Source organism: Antiquaquibacter soli (genome assembly GCF_030580675.1).
Classification (GTDB): Bacteria; Actinomycetota; Actinomycetes; order Actinomycetales; family Microbacteriaceae; genus Rhodoglobus; species Rhodoglobus soli.
The window spans coordinates 65,513-90,853 of sequence record NZ_JAUQUB010000003.1 but is presented as its reverse complement, the minus strand read 5'-3'; the positions used below and the strand labels follow the sequence as shown (position 1 = coordinate 90,853).

Sequence of the window (25,341 nt, the reverse complement as noted above, 5' to 3'; positions counted from 1 at the left end):
CTCCCGCGGTCGGCAGCACCTCCCGCGCGCGTCGAGCTCTGCGAGTCACCCCCGCCGGTTCGCCGCGCGCCACTGCGACGGCGTGACGCCCGCCACCCGCACGAACGTCTCGTGGTAGGCGCTCAGCGACTGGAAGCCCGCGCGCCCGGCGACCGCCGCCGACGTCAGGTCGGTGGTGAGCAGCAGCCGCTGCGCCTCCGCGACCCGGAACTGCCCGAGGTACGCCGTCACCGAGGTCCCGAAGACCGACCGGAACAGTGCGGATGCTCGGTTCTGGTGAAGCGGGATCGACGCCGCGATGTCGGCGAGCCGAATGTCCTCCCCGGCGTGCTCGGCGATGAACGACGCCATGCGGCTCGCGCGGTCGAGGTCGCGGGATGACCGATCCCCCGCCGGAACAGTCGATGCCCACGTGCCCCCGGCCATCCGGTAGAGCAGTGCCTCCACCTCGAGGGCGGCGGCGCGGTGCCCGAGCGCGGACGGCGAGCCGAGGTCGTGGGCCCAGCGTTCGAAGGAGTCGAGCAGCGGCATCCGGTCGTCTCCGATCAGGAGTGCGCCGTGCAGGAGGCCGTCCGCGATCGACTCGTGCACGCCCCACGACATGAACTGCGCGAGCGGCACGGTGACGAACGCGAAGTCGTCGCCCGCCTGGATGAGCTGGTGCGGTCGGGCGCCCCAGAACGCGCACGGCACCCCGGCAGGGAAGACGGTCGTGCGGCCACCGGACTCGTAGACGAGCTCGTCGGGGCACACGTTGATCTCGATGTCGTTGTGCGCGTGCGGCGCGGGCATCACCCACGGCCTCCCGCGCCACGCGGAGAACCCGAACGTGTCGCCGTGCTGGGCGGGTTCGACGAGATCAGGCACGGTGGTTTTCCGGAATCGTCGGGGCGGAAGCCGGATGCTCCGCGGGAATCCCAACCCTACTGTGGCTGCATGACGACCACCATCTCCCCGTCGACGCCGACGGTCACGCCCCGCGACTACCACCTCACCCCCGAGGAGATCGCCCACTTCGACGAGCACGGCTACGTGATCCTGCGCAACCGCATCCCCGCCGACCTCCTCGCCAAGCTGCAGGATGCGAGCACCCGCTGGATCGCCGACGGACACGCCCTCGAGAACGAGACCGACGGCGACGGCGACTACAACTTCGCGACCCGTCCCTCCGGCCGAGTGCTGTTCCGCATCAACTACCTGCACAACAAGCAGGAGGCCGCGTCGCTCGAACTGCTCGGCAGCCCCGAGATGCTCGGCATCGCGGAGAGCCTCGCCGGTCCCAACTTCGTGCCCACCTACGAGTCGCTCGTCTTCAAGAACACCGGCGATGGCGCCCCCATCGACTGGCACCAGGACGCGGTGCACCCCCGCAACTTCCGCATCTTCAACGTCGACGTGTACCTCGACGAGAGCCGCAAGGGGGCGGGATCGCTCCGCGTCGCCCCGGGGTCGCACAAGCAGATCGTGGACGTGTGCCAGCTGCAGGAGGAGTACGGGTGGGATGCGCCCGGTGTCATCCAGACCGAGCTCAACCCCGGCGACGTGCTCGTGCACGACGTCATGCTCGTGCACGGCTCGGAGGCGACGCTCGCCAACAAGCTGCGCCGCACCATCTACTACGAGTTCCGCTCGGCCGAGCAGATCCTCGCGGAGGGCCCGTGGGATGCCTCGTTCGTCGACCAGCGCCTGCGCCTCATCGCCCTCGGCCGCGCCGAGTGGCAGCGCCAGAACCCCGGCACCCCGGGCTTCGCGTGGAACGTCTCCGAGCGCTTCGAGCCCGAGCTGACCGACGACGCCGAATTCGAACTGCGCGTCGCCCACGGCGTGCACAGCCCCGGCTCGTACTGCAGCGCCGGCAACGTCGCGACGAAGCCGAACGGGCGCCCGGTCTGAGCGATCGGCTCGTCCTCGGCATCCACACCGACACCCTCGCGGACCTGCCCGAGCACTCGGAGCTCGGGCAGGTGCCGCCGTCGGAGCGCTATGCGGCGGCGCGGGCCGAGGGGTTCGTGCTTGCCCAAGGCGCGCTGGAGCTAGGAGCGAAGGCCATTTCTGGCCTTCGCCGCGACGCCAGCGCCGACGCCCGTCCCGGGCGGCGGTTACGCGGTACCGCTCAGCTCGCCACCGCTGCCGGCCTCGAGTACGCCGGGATGGGTCGCGTGGTCGCACCGGGCGACGCGACCCGGATCGCCGAGGCCCACGCCGAGCTCGGCGCGAGCCGCGTCTCCCTCCACGTGGGCACCGGCTTCGAGAGCGACCAGGACGCGGATGCCCTGCTCGACGAGATCGAGGCAGCGGGCATCCGCACCGGCGTCGCGATGCTCGTCGAGACCCACCGCGCCACGATCACGCAGGACCCGTGGCGCACCGTGCGCCTCATCGAGCGGCACCCCGGCCTGCGGCTCACGGGCGACTTCTCCCACTGGTACACCGGCGTCGAGATGGTCTACGGCGACTGGGACGCGAAGCTCGGGATGCTCGAGCCCGTGTTCGAGCGCGTCGAGCTGATCCACGGCCGCATCGGCTCGCCGGGGAGCATCCAGGTGGATGTCACGGCGTACCCCGACGCCCCGTTCGTGGAGCACTTCCGCGAGCTGTGGTCGCGCACGTTCTCCCGCGCCCGCGGCGAGGTCGTCTTCGTGCCGGAACTGCTCTCGCCGGTCAACTACTACGCGCCGGCCCGCGACGGCGTCGAGGAGGGCGACCGCTGGCTCCAGGCGCTCGCGCTGCGCGACCTCGCGGTCGAGCTCGCCGCCCTCAGCTCGCGCGGAACCAGCTGATCGCGAGGAGCACGCCGAGCGCGGCCGAGACCGCAGGCACGAGGAACCCTGCGAGCGCGTGACCCGCGTTCGGCGTGACGGTGCCCTCCGCCGGCGCGGTCATCGACATGAGGGAGCGGCGGTCGCCGTTCCTGAACGCGAAGGCCTCGCCGCCCGCGGTGCGCGAGCCGATGAACGCCCGCGCCGCATTCGCGCGCAACTCGAGCACGAGCGGCGCCGCGCCCATGAGCACGAACAATACGCACACGAACCAGTTGCTGACCCCGCCGCCGATCGCGAAGGGCACTGCGAGGCCGATGAACAGGATCGCCCACGCCCACGCCGTCAGCTGTGCGCCGAACCCGTTCGAGAAGAAGACGCCGATGCCGACGGCGATCAGCCCGCCGAAGATGCTGAGGGGCGCAAAGGCGACGACGTTCTCGGGGCACTCCACGGCGATCTCGTAGGGGCCGCCGCTCGCGCAGTACCCGCCGAGCGCGATGACCGCGAGCGCCACCTGGTAGAGGAGGCCGAACGCGAGGGCGAAACCGAACCAGGAGACCGCCGACGCCGCGACGCGCACGAGCGGAGTCCGAACCCAAGAGTTGTTCACGCTGCGAGGATAGTGGGATGGCAGCCACGAGACCCGCACCTCGCACGATCGAGGGCCGGTTCATCCGCCTCGAACCGCTGACGCGGGATGCGCTCCCCGAGCTTTTCGTGGCGATCGGCACCCCGGAGGTCTTCGCGGGCGGCTACGGCGGTGGTCCGGCCGGGTATCGCTCGACCCTCGAGGGCTTCCTCGAGTTCGCCGACGGCTACTACGCGCTCGAGCGCAACAACGTCTACGCCGCGCGGCTGCCCGACGGCCGGCTCGTCGGCACCTCGACCCTCGGCGACTTCGACGAGGCGCGCGAGCACGCGCACATCGGCTGGACGGCGTGGTCGCCGTCGGTGTGGGGCACGGCCGTGAACCCCGAGGCCAAGCTCCTCATGCTCGGCGAGGCCTTCGATGCCGGCTTCGGCCGCGTCAAGCTGCAGGCGGATGCCCTGAACTCCCGCTCCCGGGCGGCGATCCTCAAGCTCGGCGCCACTTTCGAGGGCATCGTGCGCCGCGACCAGTTGCGCGCGGACGGCTCGTGGCGGGACACCGCGGTGTACTCGATCCTCGTCGACGAGTGGCCCGAGGTGCGCGCCCGGCTCGAGGAGCGGCTCGCCGCGTTCGAGTAGGCGTGGCTGAGCATCCCGCCCACCCTGTTTCTCAGGAATATGCCGCCGCCGAGTGGATAGTGCACTCGGTACCCGGATATTCCTGAGAAACAGGGTTAGGAGGTGGGAGGGGCCGGCGCCGGCACCGGCTCGAGGTCGCGCAGCCCGCGCGCCCGCAGGGCGAGCACCACGATGACCGCCCACACCGCCGCCGTCGCCACCGCCCCGGCCTGCACCCCGCCCCAGCTCACGACGAGCCCGGCAAGCAGCACGCCCAGGGGGAACGCCGCGAGGTAGCCGGCGTTCTGCAGGCCCAGCACGCGACCGCGGGCGGACTCCGGGATGCGCTCCGCCACGAGCACCGGGAACATCGGGTTGAGCACCCCGAAGCCGAAGCCGACGCACACCGCCGCGCCGAAAGCGACGGCGGGGATCGGCGCGACCGCGAACGCCGCCACCCCGACGAGCGACACCGTGAGAGCCGTCACGAGCACCCGCCGCCGACCGATCCGCCCTGCGAGAGGGCCGTAGCCGAGCGACCCGCCGATGAGTCCGACCGCGAACGTCGCGAGGGTGAGGCCGAGCAGCCCCGGAGCATCGATCGCCTCGAACAGCACCGGGAGCACGACCCCCTGCAGCGGGCTGATCGCGAGCACCGAGCCGACCGCGAGGAGCGTCGTCGCCAGTGCGACGGGGCTGCCGCGCAGGGTGCCGAGTCCCTCTCGCAGGGCGGCCCAGCCCGCCTGCTTCGGTCGCTCGGCGGGGGTCGCCCCGACGGTGCGGGGGAGAGCGAGCGTCAGGAGCGCGGCGAGAGCGGAGCATCCGGCCGTCAGCCACAGCACGGTAGGCGCGGGCAGCACGGCGAGCCCGGCTCCCGCGAGCAGCGGCCCGGCGAGGAACGACGCCCCGAACAGCGACTCCCGGATGCCCGACACCCGGTCGATCGGCAGGCCCGAGGCGCGCGCGACGTCGGGGAGCAGCGCGTCGCGCGCGGTCATGCCCGGCACATCGAACAGAGCGCCCAGGATGCCCAGGCCCACGAACCACGCCACGGAGAGGCCGAGCGTCGCATCCACGACGGGCAGCAGCGCCACCGCGACGGCGCTCCCGACGTCGGCGAGGATCGTCACGCGCCGTCTCCCGAGCCGGTCGATGAGGGCGCCGCCGACGATCGCCGCGACGAAGCCGGGAGCGGCGGATGCTGCGGCCACGAGCCCCGCGGCCGCGGGGTCGCCCGTGCGCACCAGAACGAGCCACGGCAGCACGAGGCCGATGGCCGAGTTGCCGAGGAGCGAGGCGAAATCGGCGGCGAAGTACAGGACCGCGGAGCGCCTCATGACCCCAGCTTCGCAGGTAGATTGGGGGCATGAGCGAGACCACGCCCGCGGAGCTCCTGGCCCTGCGCCAGAGCATCGACAACATCGACGCCGCGCTCGTGCACCTGCTCGCCGAGCGCTTCAAGTTCACCCAGCAGGTCGGCGTGCTCAAGGCCCGTACGGGGCTGCCCGCCTCGGACCCCGATCGCGAGGCCGTTCAGGTCGCGCGATTGCGGGCGCTCGCGGAGGAGTCGCACCTCGACCCCGCGTTCGCGGAGAAGTTCCTGAACTTCATCGTGGCCGAGGTCATCCACCATCACGAGTCCCTCGCCACGGGCGCCGTTCCGGTCGCCGACAACTCGTAGGACTTTTTTTCCACGCTCGCGTCATGACTCGGGCCGACGCCCCTCTCACTAATCAGAAGAGGGGCAGAAGGCCCTGATGGAACCGCCGGGTGGCGCGACATCGGAGCCGGATCCCCTCGGCGCAAGCTCCCTCGCGCCGCCCGAAGCTCACGTCGTCCAGACGAGGGTTCACTGCAGTCGGTTCGTCCCCCCAGAACGTGGTCCGGCAAGAATGCAGAGTTCCCGTTGCGGACGTGGAAGACGACACCGAGCCCGGGTGGCGCGAGGGTCCTCCAAGCGCGGTGATCCACCGCGAGCCTGCGAAGGGCTGCAAGGGCCTCGATCGGGGTGGTGCCCTCGAGGTCAGGCGACGGTCGAGAGCCGAGCGAATCGCTCGGCCTCCTCGGCCGTCGCTTGCTGTCCGGTGCCACCCGCCGCGCGAGTCGAGAGCGTCCCGGCCGCGACGCCCCAGCGCAGCGCCTCCGTCGGTGGGAGGCCGCGGAGTATCGCCGCGAGGTATCCCGCGGCGAGGCTGTCACCCGCACCGACCGTGTCGACGAGAGGCCACTCGAGCGCCGGCGCGGTGGCGAGCGTGCGGGCATCCCCGCTCGCGAGCACCGCGCCCTCGGCCCCGCGCTTCGCGATCACCCGCGCATCCGCCGGCATCGCGGCCAGCAGCGCGTCGATGGCGGCATCGAGCGATTCCTCCCCCGTGATGCCCGTCGCCTCCTGCTCGTTGCAGAACAGCACATCGACGTGCTCGAGGAGCGGCAGAAGCCCGGAGTCCCACGTCTCGGCGGGGTCGAAGTTCGGGTCGAGCGAGGTGGGGATGCCGCGAGCGCGGGCCTCGGCGAAGAGACCGGGCAGTCCCGGCCACAGCGCGTGCTGCAGGAAGTAGCTCCCGACGTGAATCCGAGCGGCGCCCGCGAGGTCCACGTCCTCGGCCCTGACGGCCCCGATCGACCCCATCGCGGTGAGGATGGCGCGGTCGCCGTCGGGGCGGGTGAGGTGCGTGGACGAGCCGGTGGGGGTGGAGGCATCCACGCGCACCTGGCTCTGCTCCACGCCGAGCCGATCGAGCTCGCTCGCGAGGAAGCGGCCGAAGACGTCGTCGCCGCGCACGGAGACGAGCGACGTGGGCACGCCGAGGCGCGCGGCACCGCACGCCGTGATCGCCGAGGAGCTCCCCATCGCGAGAGTCGTCGAGGGAACGATCCGCTCGGCCTGCCCGAAGTCGATGGGCCCGTCGAGCTCGACGATGAGGTCGACGCACAGTTCTCCCACCACGAGAAGCCGACCCATGGCCGCCACTCTAGGCCCCGAGCCCGGGCTCGACCCACTCGGTCCAGACCCCGCCGGTCGGGATGCCCGCCTCTCGTGCCCACGAGCGCACCGCCGCCTCGGCTGCCGCCACTGCCCCCGCCTCGAGGTCGCCTCCGCGTCGCGACCCGTGGAACGCGACGATCGGCCACGAGTCCGAGCCGGCACCCGGGCCCCCACCCGACGCGACGGTCGCGGAGACGGGCACGAACGTCGCGATGACATCCCCGCCCCCGAGGCCTAACGCGTGAGCGACGCCGTCGGCGAGCTCGGCGAGCAGGGCGGCGACGTCGCCGGCCTCGGGGGCGAAGACCTGGACGACCGGCATCAGTCGACGGAGAGGACCGAGCGGTTCAGGAAGGGGGGAGTATCCGGGTTGCGACCGCGCAACGCCGCGAGCGCCACGGCGAGTCGGTGCGCCATGACGAGGCTCGCCTGCGGGTCGAGGGTGGCGCCGTGCAGCGTCGCTCCGGTCTCGAGCACGTCGGCGGCGACCGAGTCGGGGACCTCGCCGAGAACCCACACGAGGGAGCCGGGGCCCGCGCACGAGATGGGGCCGTGCTGGTACTCCCACACCGGGTAGGCCTCGGTCCAGAATCCGGCCGACTCGCGGATCTTGAGGGCGGCCTCCTGGGCGATGCCCGAGGTCCAGCGGTGGCCGAGGAACACGACGTGGCGCACGTCGGCGGGATCCATGGGCAGGTCCGCCGCGAGGGCGGCGACGGCGTCGTCGACGAGCGAGTCGGGGACTGCGCCGATGGATGCCCGCAGCGTCGTGAGCACGGTGCTCGCGAACCGCGTCTGCACGATGGACTTCTCGTCCGCGAACCCGAGGTGGACCCGGCGGGGCACGAGCTCGCCGAGCGGCGTGTCGAGATCGCCGATGATCGCGGTGATGCGGTGGGTCGACTGGTAGCGCTCGACGATGTCGATGACGTCGGCGGTCGTGCCGGAGCGCGAGATGACGACGATGTGCTCGTCGTCGTCGACCCAGTTCAGCTCGGTGGGGATGGCGGCGCGGGTGCGGCCGACTCCCGCGTCGTTGCGGAGGTAGGCGTAGGAGTCGCCGATGTAGTACGAGGTTCCGCAGCCGACGACGAGCACCTTCTCGCCCGCCTGGGGGAGCAGCCCGAGCACGTCGGAGGGCAGGCTGAGCGCCTGTCGCCACATCTCGGGCTGGCTGGTCAGCTCGGCGGTGGTGATCGCGCCCGGGAGCGCGGCTGTGTCGGTCATCGGCACGTCCTCACGTTGTTGCAGGCATCGCTCGTCCGACTGCCGGACGCAGCGATATGAGCAGATTCAATCAGAAACGCGCAGAGTTTGGAAGTTATTGACTATTTCGTCGCCGGTCAGTCATACTTCCGAGAACCACGGGCGCGACGCGGCACCTCTTCCGCGGCGGGTCGACTGATCTCTCGAAGGGAACAACGTGCACCACAGCAAAAAGCTCCTGGGCACCGCCAGCGTCCTCGCTGCGGGCGGGCTCCTCCTGTCCAGCTGTGCCGGCTTCGGCGGCGGCGGCGGCAACTCCGGCGAGGGCGAGCCCCAGACCCTGACCTTCACCACCTGGGCGAGCGAGACCGAGCAGGCCGCGTTCGAGCAGCTCATCGCCCAGTTCGAGGACGAGAATGAGGGGGTGACCATCGACCTGAACGTGGTTCCCTACGACCAGATGTTCAGCAACATCGACGCGCAGCTCGCCTCCGGCGACGCCCCCGACATCTTCCGTGTCGACTACGGCAACCTCGGCGTCTACTCGAGCCAGGAGCAGCTGCTCGACATCACCGACTACTTCACGCAGGAGGAGGCCGACGCGTTCGTGCCCGCCCTGTGGGAGGCCGTCTCCTATGACGGCGCACAGTACGGAGTGCCCCACCAGACGGATGTCTCGGCCCTCCTGCTCAACACCGCCCTCCTCGAGGCGGCCGGCATCACCGACATCCCGACGACCCTCGAGGACGCCTGGACGTGGGACGAGTTCGCCGACGTGGCGGAGAAGCTCCGGGCATCCCTGCCGGCGGAGCAGTACCCGTTCGTCTACAACTGGCAGCTCGGCGGCACGCCGCGCTGGCTCAGCTGGCTGTTCGAGGCCGACGGCGCGCTCCTCGAGGAGGACGGCGTGACGCCCGCGATCGACTCCGCCGCCGGCGAGAAGGCCCTCGACTTCACGAAGAGCTTCTTCGAGAAGAACTGGGTGCCGCCGACGAGCTCGGTGAAGTCCTCCGGCTACGCCGACTCGGTGTTCGCCGAGCAGACCGCCGCCATGGCGTTCGTGGGCTCGTTCCTCGTTCCCGACATGGAGTACTTCAACGAGTTCGAGTGGACCGCGACGTTCATGCCGGTCGACGAGCGCGGCGCGACCGACCTCGGCGGCAACGCCCTCGTCGCGACGGCCGGCACCGACAGCCCCGACCTCGCCGCCAAGTTCCTGAAGTTCATGGTGCAGGAGGACTCGATGGAGACGTTCTGCGCCCAGACCATGGAGCTGCCGACGCTGCTCTCGCTCGCCGACAAGGACATCGCCTACACGACCCGTCCCGACCTGATGCCGATCTTCGTGCAGCAGGCGACGACGATCGAGCCGAGCGACGTCAAGCAGCTCACCTCCCCGTACATGGCCGAGATCGCCGTGGTCCTGCAGGACCAGCTCGAGCTCGCCTTCGTCGGCGGTCAGTCCACCGCCGACACGCTGGCCAACATCTCGGCCGGCATCACGGAGATCACCCAGTAGTGACCAGCACGACGGCGACCGGCCGGGGCGGGGTTCGCACCTCGCCCCGGCCGGGCGCGCCTCGCATCACCTCCCGGCTGAGGGAGGCGGCGGTCGGCTACGGCTTCCTCGCCCCCAACCTCATCCTCATGGCCGTGTTCCTCTTCTGGCCGATCCTCTGGGCCATTGGCCTGAGCTTCCAGGAGACGAAGGGCTTCGGCGACCCGGAGTGGGTCGGCCTCGACAACTACGCCAAGCTCGTCGGCGACCCGGTGTTCTGGCAGAGCCTGTGGAACACCGTCGTGTTGACCGTCTTCACGGTGCCGATCGACATGATCGGCGGGCTCGGTCTCGCCGTGCTTCTCAACTCGGTGCTTCCGGGCCGCGGCGTCTTCCGCACGATCATCGTGCTCCCCATGGTCATCTCGGGCGTGGCATCCGGCATGATCGCGGTCATCATCTTCTACCAGTCGACGGGCATCATCAATAAGACCCTCCTCGCGCTGGGCCTGCCGGCCGTCGAGTGGCAGTCGGGCAGCATCCCCGCGATGCTCTCGGTCATCATCGCCTCGATCTGGCTGCGCATCGGGTTCAACATGATCATCTACCTGGCGGGATTGCAGGGCATCTCGCCCGAGCTCTACGAGGCCGCGCGCATCGACGGCGCGAGCCGCTGGCAGCAGTTCCGCTCCATCACGGTGCCGCTCGTCGGGCCGTCGACGTTCTTCCTGCTGATCATGAACGTCATCGCCTCCTTCCAGGCCTTCGACCTCATATTCGTGATGACGGGCGGCGGCCCCGGCTACTCCACGTCCGTGCTCGGGACCTACGCCTACCGCAACGGGTTCCAGATCCGTGAGCAGGGGTACGGGGCGGCCATCGGTGTCGTCCTGCTCGTCATCACGCTCGCATTCACATACATCCAGTGGCGCACGAGCCGCACCCGGGACCTGGTGGAGTAGGCATGGCGATCGATTCCCCGCTGGCGCTCGACCAGCCGATACAGAAGAGGCGCCGCGGCCGCCGGGACGGGCATCCGCTCGCCCTCGCCGGTCGCGTGGCGATCGCGGTCGTCGTGTCGGCGATCGTCATCTTCCCGCTGTACTGGATGCTCGTCGTCGCGTTCTCCCCCCGCGGCGAGCTCTTCACCCAGGAACTGCGCTATTGGCCGAGCACGCTCACCCTCGAGAACTTCGAGACGGTGTTCAGCCGCTTCCCGGTCGCGGACTGGTTCGTGAACTCGGTCGTGATCGGGCTCTTCGTCACGGCGTTCACGGTCGTCGTGAACATGCTCGCGGGCTACGCGTTCGCCCGGCTGAAGTTCCCCGGCAACACCGCGATCTTCCTGCTCGTGCTCTCGACGATGATGATCCCGGTGCAGGTGATCATGGTCGCCCAGTTCAAGCTCGTGTCGGGCCTCGGCATTGCGGGAACGTACTGGTCGGTCATCCTGCCGTCGGCGGCCGCGGCGTTCGGCATCTTCCTCGCGCGGCAGTTCATCATCAGCATCCCGAACGAGCTCATCGAGGCCGCGCGCATCGACGGCGCCGGCCACGTGCGCATCTTCGTGCAGATCGTGCTGCCGCTGTGCAAGCCGCTGCTGGCGGTGCTCACCCTGCTCACGCTCATGGGCACGTGGAACGACTTCGCGTGGCCCCTCATCGCGCTCAAGGACCCCGACCTGTTCACCCTGCCGATCGGCTTGCTCTACCTCAAGGGCCAGACCACGCCGGACTACAACGCGATCATGGCGCTCGCGCTCATCTCGGTCATCCCGATCGTCATCCTGTTCCTGGTCTTCCAGCGCTACTTCGTGCAGGGCTTCGCGAGGAGCGGCATCCGCTAGATGGCACCTCTGACCTACCTCTGCACGCTGCCCCTGCCGGACAGCTGGTTCGCGGAGCTCGCCTCCCGACTGCCGCACGTCGACATCCACCGCGTGGAGGCCGGCGCGCCCGTCGACCCCGAGCTTCTCGCCCGGGTCGACCTGCTCCACACGAGCGCGTGGTTCCCGGCGGCGTCGCTCGTTCCGGCGCTGCGCTGCGTGCAGCTCGACACGTCGGGCGTCGACCACGTGCGCGTCACCGACCTGTGGGGAACGGGCATCCCGATCGCCACCCTCGGCGGCATCGCCCCCGTGCCGATGGCGGAGTACGCGATGATGTCGATCCTGCAGCTCGCTCACCGCGGACCTCTCATCGCCCAGTACGTGGAGCAGCGGCAGTGGCCGTCGAACGCGGAGCGGCTCGAGCGCCTCACGCCGTACCCGCTGCCCGGGTCCACGGTGACGATCGTCGGCTACGGGCGCATCGGGCGCGAGATCTCCCGGCTGGCGACGGCGTTCGGGATGCACGTCATCGGCGTCTCCCGCTCGGGTGCGCCCGCGGCATCCGACCACAAATTCGACACCGGCCGGCTCGCGCACGGCGAGGACCGCGCCGAGATCGTCGGCAGGGACGGACTGACGGATGCCCTCCGCCGAGCCGACTTCGTCGTCGTGGTCGTTCCCCTCACGGCCGAGACCGCGGGCCTCATCGGGCCCGCCGAGCTCGACCTGCTGAAGCCGGGCGCCTTCCTCGTGAACATCGCCCGGGGCGGCATCGTCGACGAGGCGGCCGCGCTGGAGCGACTGCGCGACGGGCGCATCGGCGGCATTGCGGTCGACGTGTTCGACGAGGAGCCGCTGCCCGCCGACTCCGTGTGGTGGACGGAGCCCGGGGTCGTCATGACGCCGCACGTCGCCGGACTGGCTCCGCAGTATCATGCACAAACGCTCGACCTCGTGGTCGAGAACCTGCGTCGGCTCGAGGACGGCCGACCCCTACTGAACGAGGTGGACCGTGACGCCGGCTACTGAACCCCTGCTCGGACCGAAGCGCCAGCGCGAGCTGCTCAACTACATCCGCGCCTACGGCACCGGGCACGTCACGGAGCTCGCTCGTGTGCTCGGGGTGAGCGCGTCGACGGTGCGCCGCGACCTCAACGAGCTGCAGGAAAAGGGACTGCTCGAGCGAGTGCACGGCGGTGCCGCGCCGCTCTCCGACGACGTCGAGCCGATCCGCCCGCTGCGCGAGGTGTCGTACCCGGCCGAGAAGCAGCGCATCGGCGAGCGCGCCGCGACGCTCGTCGACGACCACTCCACGGTCCTCATCCTCGGCGGAACGACGACCGAGGCGATGCTGCCGTACCTCGGGCTCAAGCACGGCCTCACGGTGCTCACGAACAGCCTCATGGTCGTCAACCGCCTCTCCCAGTACCCGGAGATCGACCTCGTCGTGCTCGGCGGGGTGCTGCGCCGCACCGAGATGTCGCTCCTCGGCCACCTGACCATCGCCGGCCTGTCCGAGTTCGGCGTCGACAAGGTGTTCTCGGGAGCGTTCGGCGTCGACCCGGAGATCGGCGTCACCGGAACCAACCTCAACGAGACGCAGACCGACCGCTCGCTCGCCTCGAGCGCCGCCGAGCTCATCCTGCTCGCCGACCACAGCAAGTTCGCCCAGCGCGGCCCCGCGAAGCTCGTGCCCATCTCGGCCGTGACGACGCTCATCACCGATACGGGCGCCGACGAGGACACGCTCGAGCGGTTCCGAGCGCTGTCCATCGACGTCATCACATGCTGAGCACCGCCGCCGAGATCCTCGCGGGCGGCCGTGCGGTCGCCGCGTTCAACGTCATCACGCTCGAGTACGCGCAGGGCATCGTCGCGGGGGCGGTCGCGCGCCGCTCGCCGGTGCTGCTCTCCGTCTCGCACAACGCCGTGCGCTACCACGGCTCGCTCGCGCCGATCGCGGCGGCGTGCCTCGCGCTCGCCGACGCCGCCGATGTGCCGGTCGGCCTGCACCTCGACCACTGCGAGGACCCGGCGCTCATCGAGCACGCCATCGACCTCGGCTTCGGCTCCGTCATGATCGACGCGTCCACGCTCCCCTACGACGACAACGTGGAGCTCACCGCTCGGGTTGCCGAGCTCGGCCGCTCGCGCGGCGTGTGGGTGGAGGCGGAGCTCGGCGAGATCGGCGGCAAGGACGGCGCCCACGCGCCCGGAGTGCGCACCGACCCCGCCGAGGCCGCCGAGTTCGTCGCCGCCACCGGCGTCGACGGGCTGGCCGTCGCGGTCGGCACGTCGCACGCGATGACCGCGCGGGATGCCCGCCCCGATGTCGCGCTCATCGAGTCGCTCGCGACCGCCGTGCCCGTTCCCCTCGTGCTGCACGGCTCGTCGGGGGTGCCGGATGCCGCGCTCGCCGAGGCCGTGGCGGCGGGCATCCGCAAGGTCAACGTCGGCACGCAGCTGTCCGTCGACTACTCCGACGCGCTGCGGGCGGGGCTCGCCGACGGCAAGGCCGACCCGCGGGCCGCCCTCACCGCGGCGCGGGCATCCATCCAGTCCACGGTGGAGCGCCTCGTCGGCGTGATCACCTCCGTCTCCTGAAAGGACCTCTCGTGTCTGTCACGACCCCGCCCACTCTCGACGAGCTGCTCGCCGCCGGCGACATCCAGGGGGTGCTCCGCGCCGGCCACGAGCGGCGGCTCGAGCGGGAGGGCATCCCGATGATCCTGGGCCTCGCCGACGAGCGGGGCACGATTCCGCCGAGCACGGATGCCTCGGCTCTCGCGACCGGCGCCGCCCTCGTCGAGGTCGTCGACGAGTACACCGCCGCGCTCGTGCCGTGGGCGCGACCCGACGACGAGGGAGCGGTCATCACCGTGATGCAGGTGCTCGCTATGACGCACTTCGCGCCGGGCTCGACCGAGGGGGCAGCCCAGTGACCAAGCCGAGCCTCGACACCACGCGCGCGCAGTTCGCGGCGGGCCACTTCATCCGCGTCGTCAACTACCACTCGACGCCCCGCAGCGACGCCGCCGAGCTCGAGCGCGAGCTCGAGGGCTTCGCGCGCGACTACGCCCCCGTGACGCTCGACGACCTGGACCGGCTGTTCGAGACGGGCACGTGGCACAAGGACAAGCCGGGGCTCATCCCCGTGTTCTACGAGGGCTACCGCAACTCGGCGACGGTCGCCGCTCCCCTGTGCGAGAAGTTCGGACTCACCGGGTGGTTCCCCATCGCGACGTCGTTCGTCGACTGCGACCCGGAGTTCCAGGAGGCGTTCGCGCGCTCGCACTGGATCTCGCTCGTCGAGGAGGACAAGCAGGGCGGTCGGATCGCGATGAGCTGGGACGAGGTCGCCGACCTCTCCACGCGGCACGTGGTCTTCCCGCACACCGCCCACCACGAGGGCTTCGACACGGTGCTCGACGAGGCGGACATCCGGCGCGAGGTCGTCGAGTCGAAGGCCGCGCTCGAGGCGGTCACCGGTCAGCCGGCGCCCGCTTTCGTGTGGCTGCACGGCTCGTCGTACGGGCAGAGCCCGCTGCACGACCGCGCGGTGAAGGACGCGGGCTACCGCTACCAGTTCGCGAACACGATGATCCACCGCGTGAACTGACGCGCGGACTCAGGCGAGGGGCACGGCGTCGTGGTGGAGGGCGCCGTCGCGGCGGTACGCGAGCTCGAGCATCCCGCCGTCGCGCGTCGAGACCGCGATCCGCAGCGTGCCGGGGTCCGCGTCGGTCGGAGTGACCTCGTGCCAGGGCAGAGCCGGGTAGTCGCGCGCGCTCGCCGCGAAGACCCGCTCCCCGAGCTGGAGGAGGAACCCGCGCTCGTGCTCCGACAGCACGGCGGCCCCGCTCCCGGGCAGCATGCCGTCGCGTCGTTGGAACCCGGGCCCGGGCGACCAGTACCAGGACTCCGCGCCGCCGTCCGCGCGCACCGCGATCACCTCGAGGTAGTCGGGTCCGCGTCGGGACTGGTGGATGACCGCGCTCTCGTACGCGGTGCCCTCGGCGAACAGCATCCCGCCGCTCCACTGGCCCGGCTCCACCCCGGAGACCGGCTGCGTGCCGAGCGGGTCGGCGTTGAACCAGTGCACCCACAGGCCGTCGACGGCGTCGGCGACGATGAGCTCGAGGTTTCCCGCGGCGCCGTACACACCCTGGGCGATCGAGGCGGGGCCGCGCGTCGGCCGGGGCGTCGTGATCTGCATCTGCTCATTCTTGCTCATTTCTGCGCACTTGTGACAGGATGATTCCGTTCGAAGGAGATCCGCAATGAGAGTCGCCCGTGCGCTCGTCGAGGGCGCCCCGCGCCTGATCCTCACCGACGGAGTCACCGCCGTCGTCGCGCCCGAGGAGCGCGACGACCCGCTCGAACTCCTGGGCGCCGAGAGCGCCGACGTCGCCGAGTGGTCCTCCGTCGACCTCGACACCGTCGAGTTCCTCGCCCCGATCGCCCGCCCCGGCAAGATCATCGCCGTCGGCCTCAACTACGTCGACCACACCCTCGAGACCGGCTTCACCGCCCCGACGGCGCCGCTCACGTTCGCGAAGTACCCGAGTTCGCTCACCGGCCACGGCAGCGACATCCTCGTCCCCGACGCGATCGCGACGCAGGTCGATTACGAGGTCGAGCTCGCCGTGGTCGTCGGCCGGCGCTGCGGCGGCGCCGAGCCCGCCACGATCGACGACATCGCCGCCTACACCGTCTCCAACGACGTGTCCGCCCGTGACGTGCAGTTCTCCGACGGCCAGTGGACGCGGGCTAAGTCGTTCGACGGGTTCACGCCCCTCGGCCCGTGGCTCGTCCCCGCCGCGGAGGTCGCCGACCCGCACGCGCTGCGGCTCTGGACCACCGTCAACGGCGAAGTGCTCCAGGATGACTCGACCGCCTCCCTCGTCTTCGACCTCCCCGCGCTGCTCGCCTACATCGGCCGCGGCACCACGCTCGAGCCGGGCGACATCATCCTCACCGGGACGCCCGCCGGCGCGGGCGGCTTCCGCACGCCGCCGCGGTACCTCCAGCACGGCGACGTCGTGGAGGTCGGCGTCGACGGCATCGGTCGCCTCAGGAACCGCATCCTCTACCGCAGCCTCGCAGAACAGGAGACCGCATGACCGACCGCCGCACCCTCGTCCTCATCGGCGCCGGGTCCGCCGTCTTCACCCGCGGGCTCCTCGCCGACCTCATCGGCGCGACCGACCTCGGCGCCTGGGAGATCCGACTCGTCGACGTCGACGAGGAGAACCTGAGCGTCGCCACCCGGCTCGCCGAGGCGATGGTCGCCTCCCGCGGCGTGGGCGACAGCATCCGGGTCACCTCGAGCCTCGACCGCCGCGCGGTGCTGCCCGGCGCGGACTTCGTCGTCACGTGCGTCGGCGTCGGCGGGCGGCCCGCGTGGCAGGCCGACTGGGAGACGTGCATGAGGCACGGCGTCTTCCAGCCCGTCGGCGACTCGATCATGCCCGGCGGAATCTCGCGACTGCTGCGCACGACTCCCGTGATCGTCGACATCGCACGCGACATCGCCGAGCTCGCGCCGGACGCCTTCTACTTCAACTACTCCAACCCGATGACTGCGAACATCCAGGCGATCACGCAGTATGCGGGCGTCGAGGCGGTCGGCCTCTGCCACGGGATGCACCACATCCAGCGAGAGCTCGCCCAGCTGATCGACGTTCCGTTCGAGCGCACCTCCACGCTCTACGCCGGCATCAACCACCTGACGTTCATCTACGACTTCCGCGTCGACGGCCAGGACGCGTGGCCGATCATCCGCGAGCGCGTCCACCGTGAACTCGCCGAGACCCCCGACCCGGCGGTCATCGGCAACATCTTCTACGACACCCCGAGCGCGTGGCACAACCCGTTCGCGTGGGAGCTCTTCGACCGATACGGCGCGTTCGCCGCCGCCGGCGACCGGCACGTCGTCGAGTTCTTCCCCGAGCGCTTCCTCACCGGGGACTACTACGGCAAGAAGCTCGGGCTGGACGCGTTCTCCCTCGAGGAGATCCTGGAGTGGGGAGAGAACCGCTACCAGGGGATGCGCCGGCAGGCGATCGGCGAGGAGCCCCTCGACGAGTCGATCTTCGACCGCTCCGGAGGCGAGCAGGAGCAGCTCATCGCCATCATCCGCTCCATCACGAACGACTCGCGCGAGATGTTCTCGTGCAACGTCATCAACAACGGCCTCGTGCCGGGACTGCCCGACGGCGCCGCCGTCGAGATCCCCGGCGTGGCGACGGCTCGGGGCATCCGGCCGATCTCGGTCCCCGACCTGTCGGCGCCGCTCACCGCCATCCTCCAGCGGCGGCTCGCGTCGGTCGGCATCGCGGTCGAGGCCGCCATGACGGGCGACCGCGACCTCGTCGTCGAGGCGATGCTCGCCGACGGCGCCGTCTTCGACCCGGATGCCGCGGCCGCCCTCACCGACGACCTCATCGCCGAGCAGCTCCGCTTCCTCCCGCAGTTCCAGTAAGGGGAACCATGACGATCACCAACGGCGAAGCAGCGTCGCTTCGCAGCCAGCAGTGGTTCGGCGCCGAAGGCAAGACCGGGTTCATGCACCGGTCGTGGATGCGCTCCGAGGGCCTCCCGGATGACACGTTCCGCGGGCGGCCCGTGATCGGAATCGCCTCCAGCTGGAGCGAGCTCACGAGCTGCAACATCCACCTCCGTGCGCTCGCGGAGCACGTCAAGCGCGGCATCTGGCAGGCGGGAGGCGTGCCGTTCGAGTTCCCGACGACCTCGGCGGGCGAACCGCTCGTGCGCCCCACCGCGATGCTGCTGCGCAACCTCATCGCGATGGACCTCGAGGAGACGCTCCGCGCCAACCCGCTCGACGGGGTGGTGCTGCTCGCGGGGTGCGACAAGACCACTCCGGCGTACCTGATGGGCGCGGCATCCGTCGATATCCCCGCCCTGCTGCTCACCGGCGGGCCGATGCTGAACGGGCGCTACCGCGGCACCGACATCGGGTCGGGCACCTCGGTGTGGCGCTTCACCGAGGAGTACCGCGCGGGCCGCATCGGCGCCGAGGAGGTCGCCGAGGCGGAGGCCGGGATGTCCCGCAGCCAGGGCCACTGCATGACGATGGGCACCGCGTCGTCGATGGCGTCCGTCGCCGAGGTCATGGGCATGCAGCTCCCCGGCAGCGCCGCCCTGCCCGCCGCCGACTCGCGCCGCGCGACCCTCGCCCACGTCGCCGGCCGCCGCATCGTCGAGATGGTCGCCGAAGACCTGCGCCCCTCGAAGGTGCTCACCCGCGAGGCGTTCGAAAACGGGGTGCGCGCGAATGCGGCGCTCGGCGGGTCCACCAACGTCGTCATCCACCTCCTCGCGCTCGCGCGGCGGGTGGGTGTGCCGCTCGAGCTCGACGACTTCGACACCCTCGTGCGAGACATCCCGACAATCGTCGACCTCATGCCCTCGGGCCGCTTCCTCATGGAGGAGTTCGAGCGGGCGGGCGGTGTCGGCGCGTTCGTCTCCACGCTCGGGCCGCTGCTGCACGAGAGCGCGTTCACCGTCACCGGGTCGACGCTCGGAGAGAACTACGCCGACGCGCAAGCGTGGGATCGCGAGGTCATCCGCACCCTCGACAACCCCGTGAAGCCGGCCGGCAGCGGCATCGCCGTGCTGCGCGGCAACCTCGCCCCGCGCGGCGCCGTCATCAAGCAGGCCGCCGCCGCCCCCGAGCTCATGACCCATCGCGGCCGCGCGCTCGTGTGGGACTCGCTGCAGGACTACCTGCGCGACGCCGACGACCTGTCTCTGGATGTCACGCCCGACGACATCCTCGTCGTGCGCAACGTCGGCCCGCGCGGCTACCCCGGCATGCCCGAGGTCGGGAACCTGCCTCTGCCGCGCAGCATCCTGCAGGCCGGCGTCACCGACATGGTGCGGATCTCGGATGCGCGCATGTCCGGCACCTCGTACGGCACGGTCATCCTGCACGTCGTGCCCGAGGCCGCCGCCGGGGGCCCGCTTGCGTTCGTGCGCACCGGCGACATCATCGAGGTGGACGTGCCGAACCGCCGACTGCACCTCGAGGTCTCCGACGAGGAGCTCGCCGCACGGGCCGTCGGCTGGTCGCCCGTCGTCGTGCCGGGCAGCGACCGCGGCTGGACGAAGCTCTACGTCGAGCACGTCGTACAGGCCGACGAGGGCTGCGACCTCGACTTCCTGCAGGGCGCCTCTGGCGCGGCGGTCGGTCCGCAGGCATTCTGATTCCCATGCGAGTGCTCGTCGTCGGCGCCACCGGTATTCTCCGGCCGGCCGCGGCGACGCTCGCCGCGGAGGGCCACCGCGTCACCGGGGTCGCGCGGGATGCGTCATCCGTGCCCACCGGCGTCGTGCCGCTCTCGGCGGACGCGACGGTGCCCGGCTTCATCGGTGACGGATCGTGGGATGCCGCACTCGTGTACGACCCGGCGGTGAGTCCCGCGTCGCTCGAGGCGATCCGCACCGCCGTCACGGGCCCCGTCGTGCGGGTGCTGACGAGCGCCGCGGCGGCCCCCGACCTCCCCTCCGCCCTGTCCGAGCCGCTCGTGCTGCAGCTCGGGTGGGTGCCCGTCACTCGGCGCTGGCACACCCCCGCCGAGGTGTCGTCGGCTGCACTGCAGGTGCTCGAGGACGGCGACTCGCGCGGCCTCGGGGTCGTGCGGCCGTGGGAGGACCGGCCGTGATCCTGTGCCTGGCCCTCTCGCCGAGCGTCGACGTCACCTACCTCGTTCCGGGGTTCGCGATCGGCGAGGTCAACCGCACCGAGTCCGTTGTGCGCGTGCCGGGCGGCAAGGGGCTCAACGTGGCGCGCGCGGCGCTTCAGCTCGGCGCTGACGTGGCGGCGGTCGCGCCGCTCGGCGGCTCGTCGGGCGAGTGGATCGCGTCATCCGTACCCGGACTTGACCTGCGCGTGGTGCCCGTCGACGCGCCCACTCGCTCGTGCCACATCATCGTCGACCCGCTCGGTTCGTCGCCGGTGTCCACCGACCTATACGAGCCGGCCGCGGAGCTGTCCTCGGCCGAGCTCGCCGCGGTCGGGGCGGCCGCGCTCGCCGTGACCGGATCCGGATGGCTCGCGCTCTCCGGCTCGGTGCGCGCCCCGCTCGACGAGCTCGCGTCCCTCCTCGAGCAGCTGCGGTCCCGCGGGTGGCAGCTTGCTCTCGACACCCACGGCGACGCGCTCGCGCGGCTGCTGCCCCTCGCCGACCTCGTGAAGGTCAACGTCGCGGAGGCGTCGGCCCTCGTCGGCGGCGGAACGGATGCCGCGGCTCTCGCCGCCACGCTCGCGGGGTACGGCGGCTCGCGCCGTAGCGCCGTCGTCACCGACGGGGTGCGCGGAGCGGCGGCCGTGTCATCCGACGGCTCCGTGCACTCCTCCGCCCCCGCCCGCCGCGGCATCCACCCCGTCGGCAGCGGCGACGCGTTCTTCGCCGGCCTGCTCACGTCCCTCGACGCGGCGCCGCCCCCGGCCACGCTCGTGACGGCGCTCCGCGCCGCCACGGCCGCCGCCGAGCGCAACGCCCTCACCCCCGGCCCGGGGATACTCGCCCCGGAGTAGCACCCCGCCCGATCATCGAGGTGAGGGAAGGTGGGCGTCGCCTGCCCCGGCGGACCCCGACTGCTCTCACCTCGGTCTGGTGAGAGCGGCGCGCAGGCGGGAGAGAAGGCGGTGTTTGTCGGCGAAGAGCACTCGGTCGACACGCATGACCCGCCAGCTCTCCGCCATGATCACGTCGAGGCGCTCGATGTCGATGGCGAACTGCCGAGGATCGGTGTGCTGGCGCCCTTCGTACTCCAGGAGCACCCGTTCGCGCCGGAACACGAGATCCCCATGGCCGAGCAGCACGCCGAACTCGTTGCGGATCTCCCCGTTGACCTCGGGCTCCGGCAGGCCCGCTCGCACAACGAGCAGGCGCAGTTCGGTCTCTCTCGCAGAGTCGGTCCCCGGGCGGATGTGCGCGAGCGCTTTCTCGAGACTGCGGAAACCTCGACGACCGCGATGCCCCTCGACGGCCGCCGAAAGGAGGGGCATCGTGGCCTGCGGTCTTCGCCGCCGGACGAGCCCATCGCCCATCACGATGAGATCGTCGAGAGCGAGGATGCTCGAGCACTCCACCCACGCGACCACGGGCGACGACGCGGGGAGGTCGTCCACCGTGACCGTTTCGGTTACCGACGACCGGTGCCCGGCCACTCCCGCGATCTGTGGCGCTCGCGGGCGCTGGGTCGAGGTGAGGTGCATGGCTACCTCCCGATGCCCGGACGGCAGCCGCATCCCGTGCAGCAGGGCGGCAGTGGTGTGGGAGAAGCGGTCGCCGACGGTCAGGAGAGGAGCGAGAGCGTGCGCGCGCTCCTCGACGGACGAGGGCGCCGCGGTCGACCGGGTGCCCCGGTGCGGGGCCACGAGGCGACGTGCGCGCAACTGATCGGGGGTCAGTCCGGCGCGGAGGCCGTCGCGAACGGAGAATCCGCGGGGGTCAAGTTCGTCGGGTAGGGGCATCCCGTCACTGTGGCTCCCTCGCGCCACTTACGCCGTCTGCTATCCCCAGCACGTGCCGAGGTGAGAGAAACCGGGGTTTCGGTGGCCTCCTGAACCCCGATAAGTCTCACCTCGACCGGCGGCGCGCCGCCCTAGTACCCGACGACGGGGCCGAAGGCCTCGGCGAGGGTGGAACGGGATGCCCCCCGCAGCTCGTCGATCGAGAGCGTGAAGTGATCCTGCAGCTCGAGCTGTCCCGAGTTCTCGGTGACGCCGATGCGGAGCACGGGGTACCCGCGTCCCTCGCACAGTCCGCGGAACTTCACGTCGTCCTCGCGCGGCACCGACACGAGCATCCGGCCCGTCGACTCGCTGAACAGAGCCGCCGTCGCATCCACGCCGTCGCGCTCCATGATCTCCGAGATCCAGACGCGGGCACCGACGCCGAAGCGCAGCACGCTGTCGACGAGCGCGGTCGCGAGGCCGCCGTCGGCGAGGTCGTGCGCGGACGCGATGAGGCTCTCCTGCGCGCCGCCCGAGATGAGACCCGCGAGGGACGCCTCGCCGGCGAGGTCGACGAGCGGCGGCACGCCGCCGAGGTGGTCGTGGATGACTCCCGCCCACGCCGAGCCGTCGAGCTCGTCGCGCGTGGTGCCCAGCAGGTAGATGTTGTCGCCCTCGTCCTGCCAGCCGGACGGGATGCGGCGCGCCACGTCGTCGATCGTGCCGAGCACCGCGACCACCGGGGTCGGGTGGATCGGCACATCCCCGGTCTGGTTGTAGAACGACACGTTGCCGCCCGTGACCGGGATCTCGAGCTCGAGGCATCCGTCGGCGAGCCCCTCCACCGCGCGGGAGAACTGCCACATCACCTCGGGGTTCTCCGGCGAGCCGAAGTTGAGGCAGTCGGACACCGCGACCGGCGTCGCGCCGGTGGCGGCGACGTTGCGGTACGCCTCCGCGAGAGCGAGTTGCGCGCCGCGGTACGGGTCGAGCTGGCAGTAGCGGCCATTGGCGTCGGTGGCGACCGCGAAGCCGAGACCCGACTCTTCGTCGACGCGCACCATGCCGCCGTCGTCCGGGAAGGACAGCGCCGTGTTGCCCATGACGTAGCGGTCGTACTGGTTGGTGATCCAGGCCTTGTCGGCGAGGTTCGGGCTGCCGACGAGTCGCAGCGTGTCGGCGCGCAGGTCGGTGGAGCGCGGCAGGCTCGCCGTGGTGTCGGCCTGCAGGGCATCCAGCCACGCCGGGTAGGCGACCGGGCGGTCGTAGACGGGGCCGTCGACGGCGACGGTGCGCGGGTCGACGTTGACGATCTCTTCGCCGTGCCAGTTGATGATGAGGCGGCCGGTGTCGGTGACCTCGCCGAGCACGCTCGTCTCGACATCCCACTTGGCGGTGACCGCGAGGAAGCCCTCGAGCTTCTCCGGCGTGACGATCGCCATCATGCGCTCCTGGCTCTCCGACATGAGGATCTCCTCGGCCGTGAGGGTCGGGTCGCGCAGCAGCACCTTCTCCAGCTCGATGAACATGCCGCCGTCGCCGTTGGAGGCGAGCTCGCTCGTCGCGCACGAGATGCCGGCGGCGCCGAGATCCTGGATGCCCTCCACGAGGTCGCCCGCGAAGAGTTCCAGGCAGCACTCGATGAGCACCTTCTCGGCGAACGGGTCGCCCACCTGGACCGCGGGGCGCTTCGTCGGCCCGCCCTCGGAGAAGCTGTCGGACGCGAGGATGCTCGCGCCCCCGATGCCGTCCCCACCGGTTCGGGCGCCGAACAGCACGACCTTGTTGCCCACGCCGCGCGCGTTCGCGAGGTGCAGGTCCTCGTGACGGAGGACGCCGACCGCGAGCGCGTTGACGAGCGGGTTCGCCTGGTACACCGGGTCGAACCAGGTCTCCCCGCCGATGTTCGGCAGGCCGAGGCAGTTGCCGTAGAACGAGATGCCCGACACGACTCCGTGCACGACGCGCGCGGTGTCGGGGTCGTCGATCTGACCGAAGCGGAGGGCATCCATCACCGCAACCGGGCGAGCGCCCATGGAGATGATGTCGCGCACGATGCCGCCCACGCCGGTGGCGGCGCCCTGGAACGGCTCGATGTAGCTCGGGTGGTTGTGCGACTCGATCTTGAACGTGACCGCCCAGCCCTCGCCGACGTCGATGACGCCCGCGTTCTCGCCCATGCCGACCATGAGATTCTTCTTCATGTTCTCGGAGACCTTCTGGCCGAACTGGCGCAGGTACTTCTTCGAGCTCTTGTAGGAGCAGTGCTCGCTCCACATCACCGAGTACATGGCGAGCTCACCGCTCGTCGGGCGTCGGCCGAGGATGCTCTTGATGAGCTCGTACTCGTCGGGCTTCAACCCGAGGGCCGCGAACGGCTGCTCCTTCTCGGGGGTCGCAGCGGCATTCGAAACGGTGTCGGCACCGGAGGTGGGGGTCACGAGGCTCCAGGGGAGAGGGCGGCCGGATGCCTCGATTCTACCCGGGCGCATAGGCTGGTCCCGTGCCCGCCGACGCCGCGATCGACGACCCGAAGCCCGCACTGTCGTGGGCGCTGCTGCCGGGCATCCTGCTGTCCGGGTCGGCGCTGTTCCTGTTCGCGTGGCGGCACGCGTCGGTCCCCGTCATCGTGACGGGCTACGGGATGCTCGCCGCCGCGCTCGTGACCGCGTTCCTGTTCGACCGCCGCCGCCTCACGCGCGAGCTGTCGCGCGACCTGCTCCTCATCGCGATCGGCATGGTCATCGTGTCGACCGTCTCGGTGGAGGCGGACATCTCGTGGGGCAACTTCTTCCTGTTGGGCTTCGTGCTCGCCGCCGCTGTCGCGGTGCCGTACCTGGTGTCGAGGTTCGTGTTCCGCGACTACCGCATCCGCTTCCGCTGGCGAGGGGGATGGCCTTGGACGCGCGTGCAGTGGGGGTACCTCGCGGTCGTGCTGCTGCTGGGCTGGCTCATCCTGCCGTTCTACTTCATCAGCTCCGGCGTCTACCTCAACTGGCCGGCGGTCACCGAGCCGAGCGAGATCGCCCGTCTCTTCGTGGGCGTGAACGCCGTCGGCACGTGGGACGAGCTGTTCTTCATCCTCACCGTATTCGTGCTGTTCAAGCGGCACTTCGCGACGTGGCAGGCGAACATCCTGCAGACCGTGATCTTCGTGTCGTTCCTGTGGGAGCTGGGCTACCAGGCGTGGGGGCCGCTGTTGACGATCCCGTTCGCGCTGCTGCAGGGCTGGATCTACTCGCAGACGAAGTCGCTGCCGTACGTGCTCACCGTGCACCTGCTGTTCGATGCGATCGTGTTCCTCGTGATCGTGCACGCCCGCAACCCGGGCAGCATCCCGATCTTCCTGCTGTAGCGCCTTTTCCG

The 25,341-nt window shown here is 70.7% G+C and carries 27 protein-coding genes; 18 read left to right on the top strand and 9 right to left on the bottom strand.

Annotation, left to right across the window (positions count from 1 at the left end; genetic code table 11):
• Window positions 1–45: 45 nt before the first annotated feature.
• The gene (locus Q5716_RS12450) at window positions 46–867 is read right to left on the bottom strand and encodes a helix-turn-helix domain-containing protein (RefSeq protein WP_305003470.1); all 822 of its coding nucleotides are present in this window, start codon (window positions 865–867) and stop codon (window positions 46–48) included.
• 69 nt (window positions 868–936) lie between these two features.
• On the opposite strand from Q5716_RS12450, the gene Q5716_RS12445 reads away from it, so the two are divergent.
• The gene (locus Q5716_RS12445; RefSeq protein WP_305003469.1) at window positions 937–1,893 is read left to right on the top strand and encodes a phytanoyl-CoA dioxygenase family protein; all 957 of its coding nucleotides are present in this window, start codon (window positions 937–939) and stop codon (window positions 1,891–1,893) included.
• Window positions 1,894–1,964: 71 nt separating this feature from the next.
• On the top strand, window positions 1,965–2,780 hold the full coding sequence (locus tag Q5716_RS12440; protein ID WP_305003468.1) for a beta/alpha barrel domain-containing protein: 816 nt from the start codon (window positions 1,965–1,967) through the stop codon (window positions 2,778–2,780).
• On the opposite strand, the gene Q5716_RS12435 is transcribed toward Q5716_RS12440, so the two are convergent.
• Window positions 2,758–3,372, bottom strand: a complete 615-nt coding sequence (locus Q5716_RS12435; protein WP_305003467.1) for a hypothetical protein — start codon at window positions 3,370–3,372, stop codon at window positions 2,758–2,760. The two genes, Q5716_RS12440 and Q5716_RS12435, sit on opposite strands and share 23 nt — an antisense overlap.
• A 17-nt stretch (window positions 3,373–3,389) precedes the next feature.
• On the opposite strand from Q5716_RS12435, the gene Q5716_RS12430 reads away from it, so the two are divergent.
• Window positions 3,390–3,989, top strand: coding sequence for a GNAT family N-acetyltransferase (locus Q5716_RS12430; protein ID WP_305003466.1), 600 nt, complete (start codon window positions 3,390–3,392; stop codon window positions 3,987–3,989).
• Between the two features lie 95 nt (window positions 3,990–4,084).
• On the opposite strand, the gene Q5716_RS12425 is transcribed toward Q5716_RS12430, so the two are convergent.
• Entirely contained in the window at window positions 4,085–5,305 is a 1,221-nt protein-coding gene (locus Q5716_RS12425; protein WP_305003465.1) for an MFS transporter, read from the bottom strand.
• 29 nt (window positions 5,306–5,334) lie between these two features.
• Between Q5716_RS12425 and Q5716_RS12420 the strand changes: the two genes are divergently transcribed.
• The gene (locus Q5716_RS12420) at window positions 5,335–5,649 is read left to right on the top strand and encodes a chorismate mutase (protein ID WP_305003464.1); all 315 of its coding nucleotides are present in this window, start codon (window positions 5,335–5,337) and stop codon (window positions 5,647–5,649) included.
• A 342-nt stretch (window positions 5,650–5,991) separates the two neighbouring features.
• Here the strand turns inward: Q5716_RS12420 and Q5716_RS12415 are convergent, their stop codons facing one another.
• From Q5716_RS12415 to Q5716_RS12405, 3 genes are read right to left on the bottom strand one after another with little or no spacing between them, the layout of a single operon-like run.
• Entirely contained in the window at window positions 5,992–6,930 is a 939-nt protein-coding gene (locus Q5716_RS12415) for a carbohydrate kinase family protein (protein WP_305003463.1), read from the bottom strand.
• 10 nt (window positions 6,931–6,940) lie between these two features.
• Window positions 6,941–7,276 (bottom strand): hypothetical protein, encoded by a 336-nt coding sequence (locus Q5716_RS12410; protein ID WP_305003462.1) that lies wholly within the window; start codon window positions 7,274–7,276, stop codon window positions 6,941–6,943.
• Entirely contained in the window at window positions 7,276–8,181 is a 906-nt protein-coding gene (locus tag Q5716_RS12405) for an SIS domain-containing protein (RefSeq protein ID WP_305003461.1), read from the bottom strand. The genes Q5716_RS12410 and Q5716_RS12405 overlap by 1 nt, the downstream gene beginning before the upstream one ends.
• 196 nt (window positions 8,182–8,377) lie before the next feature.
• Here Q5716_RS12405 and Q5716_RS12400 point away from each other — a divergent pair, with 196 nt between their 5' ends.
• The 8 genes from Q5716_RS12400 to Q5716_RS12365 are packed head-to-tail and all read left to right on the top strand — an operon-like array spanning window position 8,378 to window position 15,105.
• Window positions 8,378–9,679 carry an ABC transporter substrate-binding protein gene (locus tag Q5716_RS12400; protein ID WP_305003460.1) on the top strand — a complete coding sequence of 434 codons (1,302 nt, stop codon included), beginning with the start codon at window positions 8,378–8,380 and terminating at the stop codon, window positions 9,677–9,679.
• Window positions 9,679–10,620 (top strand): carbohydrate ABC transporter permease, encoded by a 942-nt coding sequence (locus tag Q5716_RS12395; RefSeq protein ID WP_305003459.1) that lies wholly within the window; start codon window positions 9,679–9,681, stop codon window positions 10,618–10,620. Before Q5716_RS12400 ends, Q5716_RS12395 begins: the two co-directional genes overlap by 1 nt.
• Before the next feature lie 2 nt (window positions 10,621–10,622).
• Window positions 10,623–11,504, top strand: coding sequence for a carbohydrate ABC transporter permease (locus Q5716_RS12390; RefSeq protein WP_305003458.1), 882 nt, complete (start codon window positions 10,623–10,625; stop codon window positions 11,502–11,504).
• A complete protein-coding gene (locus tag Q5716_RS12385; protein WP_305003457.1) occupies window positions 11,505–12,515 on the top strand; it encodes a D-2-hydroxyacid dehydrogenase in 1,011 nt (336 codons plus the stop codon).
• On the top strand, window positions 12,499–13,278 hold the full coding sequence (locus Q5716_RS12380) for a DeoR/GlpR family DNA-binding transcription regulator (RefSeq protein WP_305003456.1): 780 nt from the start codon (window positions 12,499–12,501) through the stop codon (window positions 13,276–13,278). The genes Q5716_RS12385 and Q5716_RS12380 overlap by 17 nt, the downstream gene beginning before the upstream one ends.
• Window positions 13,272–14,090 carry a class II fructose-bisphosphate aldolase gene (locus Q5716_RS12375; protein ID WP_305003455.1) on the top strand — a complete coding sequence of 273 codons (819 nt, stop codon included), beginning with the start codon at window positions 13,272–13,274 and terminating at the stop codon, window positions 14,088–14,090. Before Q5716_RS12380 ends, Q5716_RS12375 begins: the two co-directional genes overlap by 7 nt.
• A gap of 11 nt (window positions 14,091–14,101) precedes the next feature.
• A complete protein-coding gene (locus Q5716_RS12370) occupies window positions 14,102–14,428 on the top strand; it encodes a hypothetical protein (RefSeq protein ID WP_305003454.1) in 327 nt (108 codons plus the stop codon).
• Entirely contained in the window at window positions 14,425–15,105 is a 681-nt protein-coding gene (locus Q5716_RS12365) for a polysaccharide deacetylase family protein (RefSeq protein WP_305003453.1), read from the top strand. Before Q5716_RS12370 ends, Q5716_RS12365 begins: the two co-directional genes overlap by 4 nt.
• Before the next feature lie 9 nt (window positions 15,106–15,114).
• On the opposite strand, the gene Q5716_RS12360 is transcribed toward Q5716_RS12365, so the two are convergent.
• Window positions 15,115–15,702, bottom strand: a complete 588-nt coding sequence (locus tag Q5716_RS12360) for a hypothetical protein (RefSeq protein WP_305003452.1) — start codon at window positions 15,700–15,702, stop codon at window positions 15,115–15,117.
• A gap of 64 nt (window positions 15,703–15,766) precedes the next feature.
• Here Q5716_RS12360 and Q5716_RS12355 point away from each other — a divergent pair, with 64 nt between their 5' ends.
• From Q5716_RS12355 to Q5716_RS12335, 5 genes are read left to right on the top strand one after another with little or no spacing between them, the layout of a single operon-like run.
• Window positions 15,767–16,609: a fumarylacetoacetate hydrolase family protein gene (locus Q5716_RS12355; RefSeq protein ID WP_305003451.1), complete on the top strand. Its 843-nt coding sequence runs from the start codon at window positions 15,767–15,769 to the stop codon at window positions 16,607–16,609.
• Window positions 16,606–17,970, top strand: a complete 1,365-nt coding sequence (locus Q5716_RS12350) for a family 4 glycosyl hydrolase (protein ID WP_305003450.1) — start codon at window positions 16,606–16,608, stop codon at window positions 17,968–17,970. The genes Q5716_RS12355 and Q5716_RS12350 overlap by 4 nt, the downstream gene beginning before the upstream one ends.
• Before the next feature lie 8 nt (window positions 17,971–17,978).
• Entirely contained in the window at window positions 17,979–19,718 is a 1,740-nt protein-coding gene (locus Q5716_RS12345) for an IlvD/Edd family dehydratase (protein WP_305003449.1), read from the top strand.
• 5 nt (window positions 19,719–19,723) lie between these two features.
• Window positions 19,724–20,176 carry a Rossmann-fold NAD(P)-binding domain-containing protein gene (locus tag Q5716_RS12340; RefSeq protein WP_305003448.1) on the top strand — a complete coding sequence of 151 codons (453 nt, stop codon included), beginning with the start codon at window positions 19,724–19,726 and terminating at the stop codon, window positions 20,174–20,176.
• Entirely contained in the window at window positions 20,173–21,051 is an 879-nt protein-coding gene (locus Q5716_RS12335; RefSeq protein WP_305003447.1) for a 1-phosphofructokinase family hexose kinase, read from the top strand. The genes Q5716_RS12340 and Q5716_RS12335 overlap by 4 nt, the downstream gene beginning before the upstream one ends.
• Before the next feature lie 66 nt (window positions 21,052–21,117).
• On the opposite strand, the gene Q5716_RS12330 is transcribed toward Q5716_RS12335, so the two are convergent.
• Window positions 21,118–21,993, bottom strand: a complete 876-nt coding sequence (locus tag Q5716_RS12330) for a hypothetical protein (protein ID WP_305003446.1) — start codon at window positions 21,991–21,993, stop codon at window positions 21,118–21,120.
• Between the two features lie 131 nt (window positions 21,994–22,124).
• Window positions 22,125–24,467, bottom strand: a complete 2,343-nt coding sequence (purL, locus tag Q5716_RS12325) for a phosphoribosylformylglycinamidine synthase subunit PurL (protein ID WP_305003445.1) — start codon at window positions 24,465–24,467, stop codon at window positions 22,125–22,127.
• 11 nt (window positions 24,468–24,478) lie between these two features.
• Between purL and Q5716_RS12320 the strand changes: the two genes are divergently transcribed.
• Entirely contained in the window at window positions 24,479–25,330 is an 852-nt protein-coding gene (locus Q5716_RS12320) for a CPBP family glutamic-type intramembrane protease (RefSeq protein ID WP_305003444.1), read from the top strand.
• The last annotated feature ends 11 nt before the right edge of the window (window positions 25,331–25,341 follow it).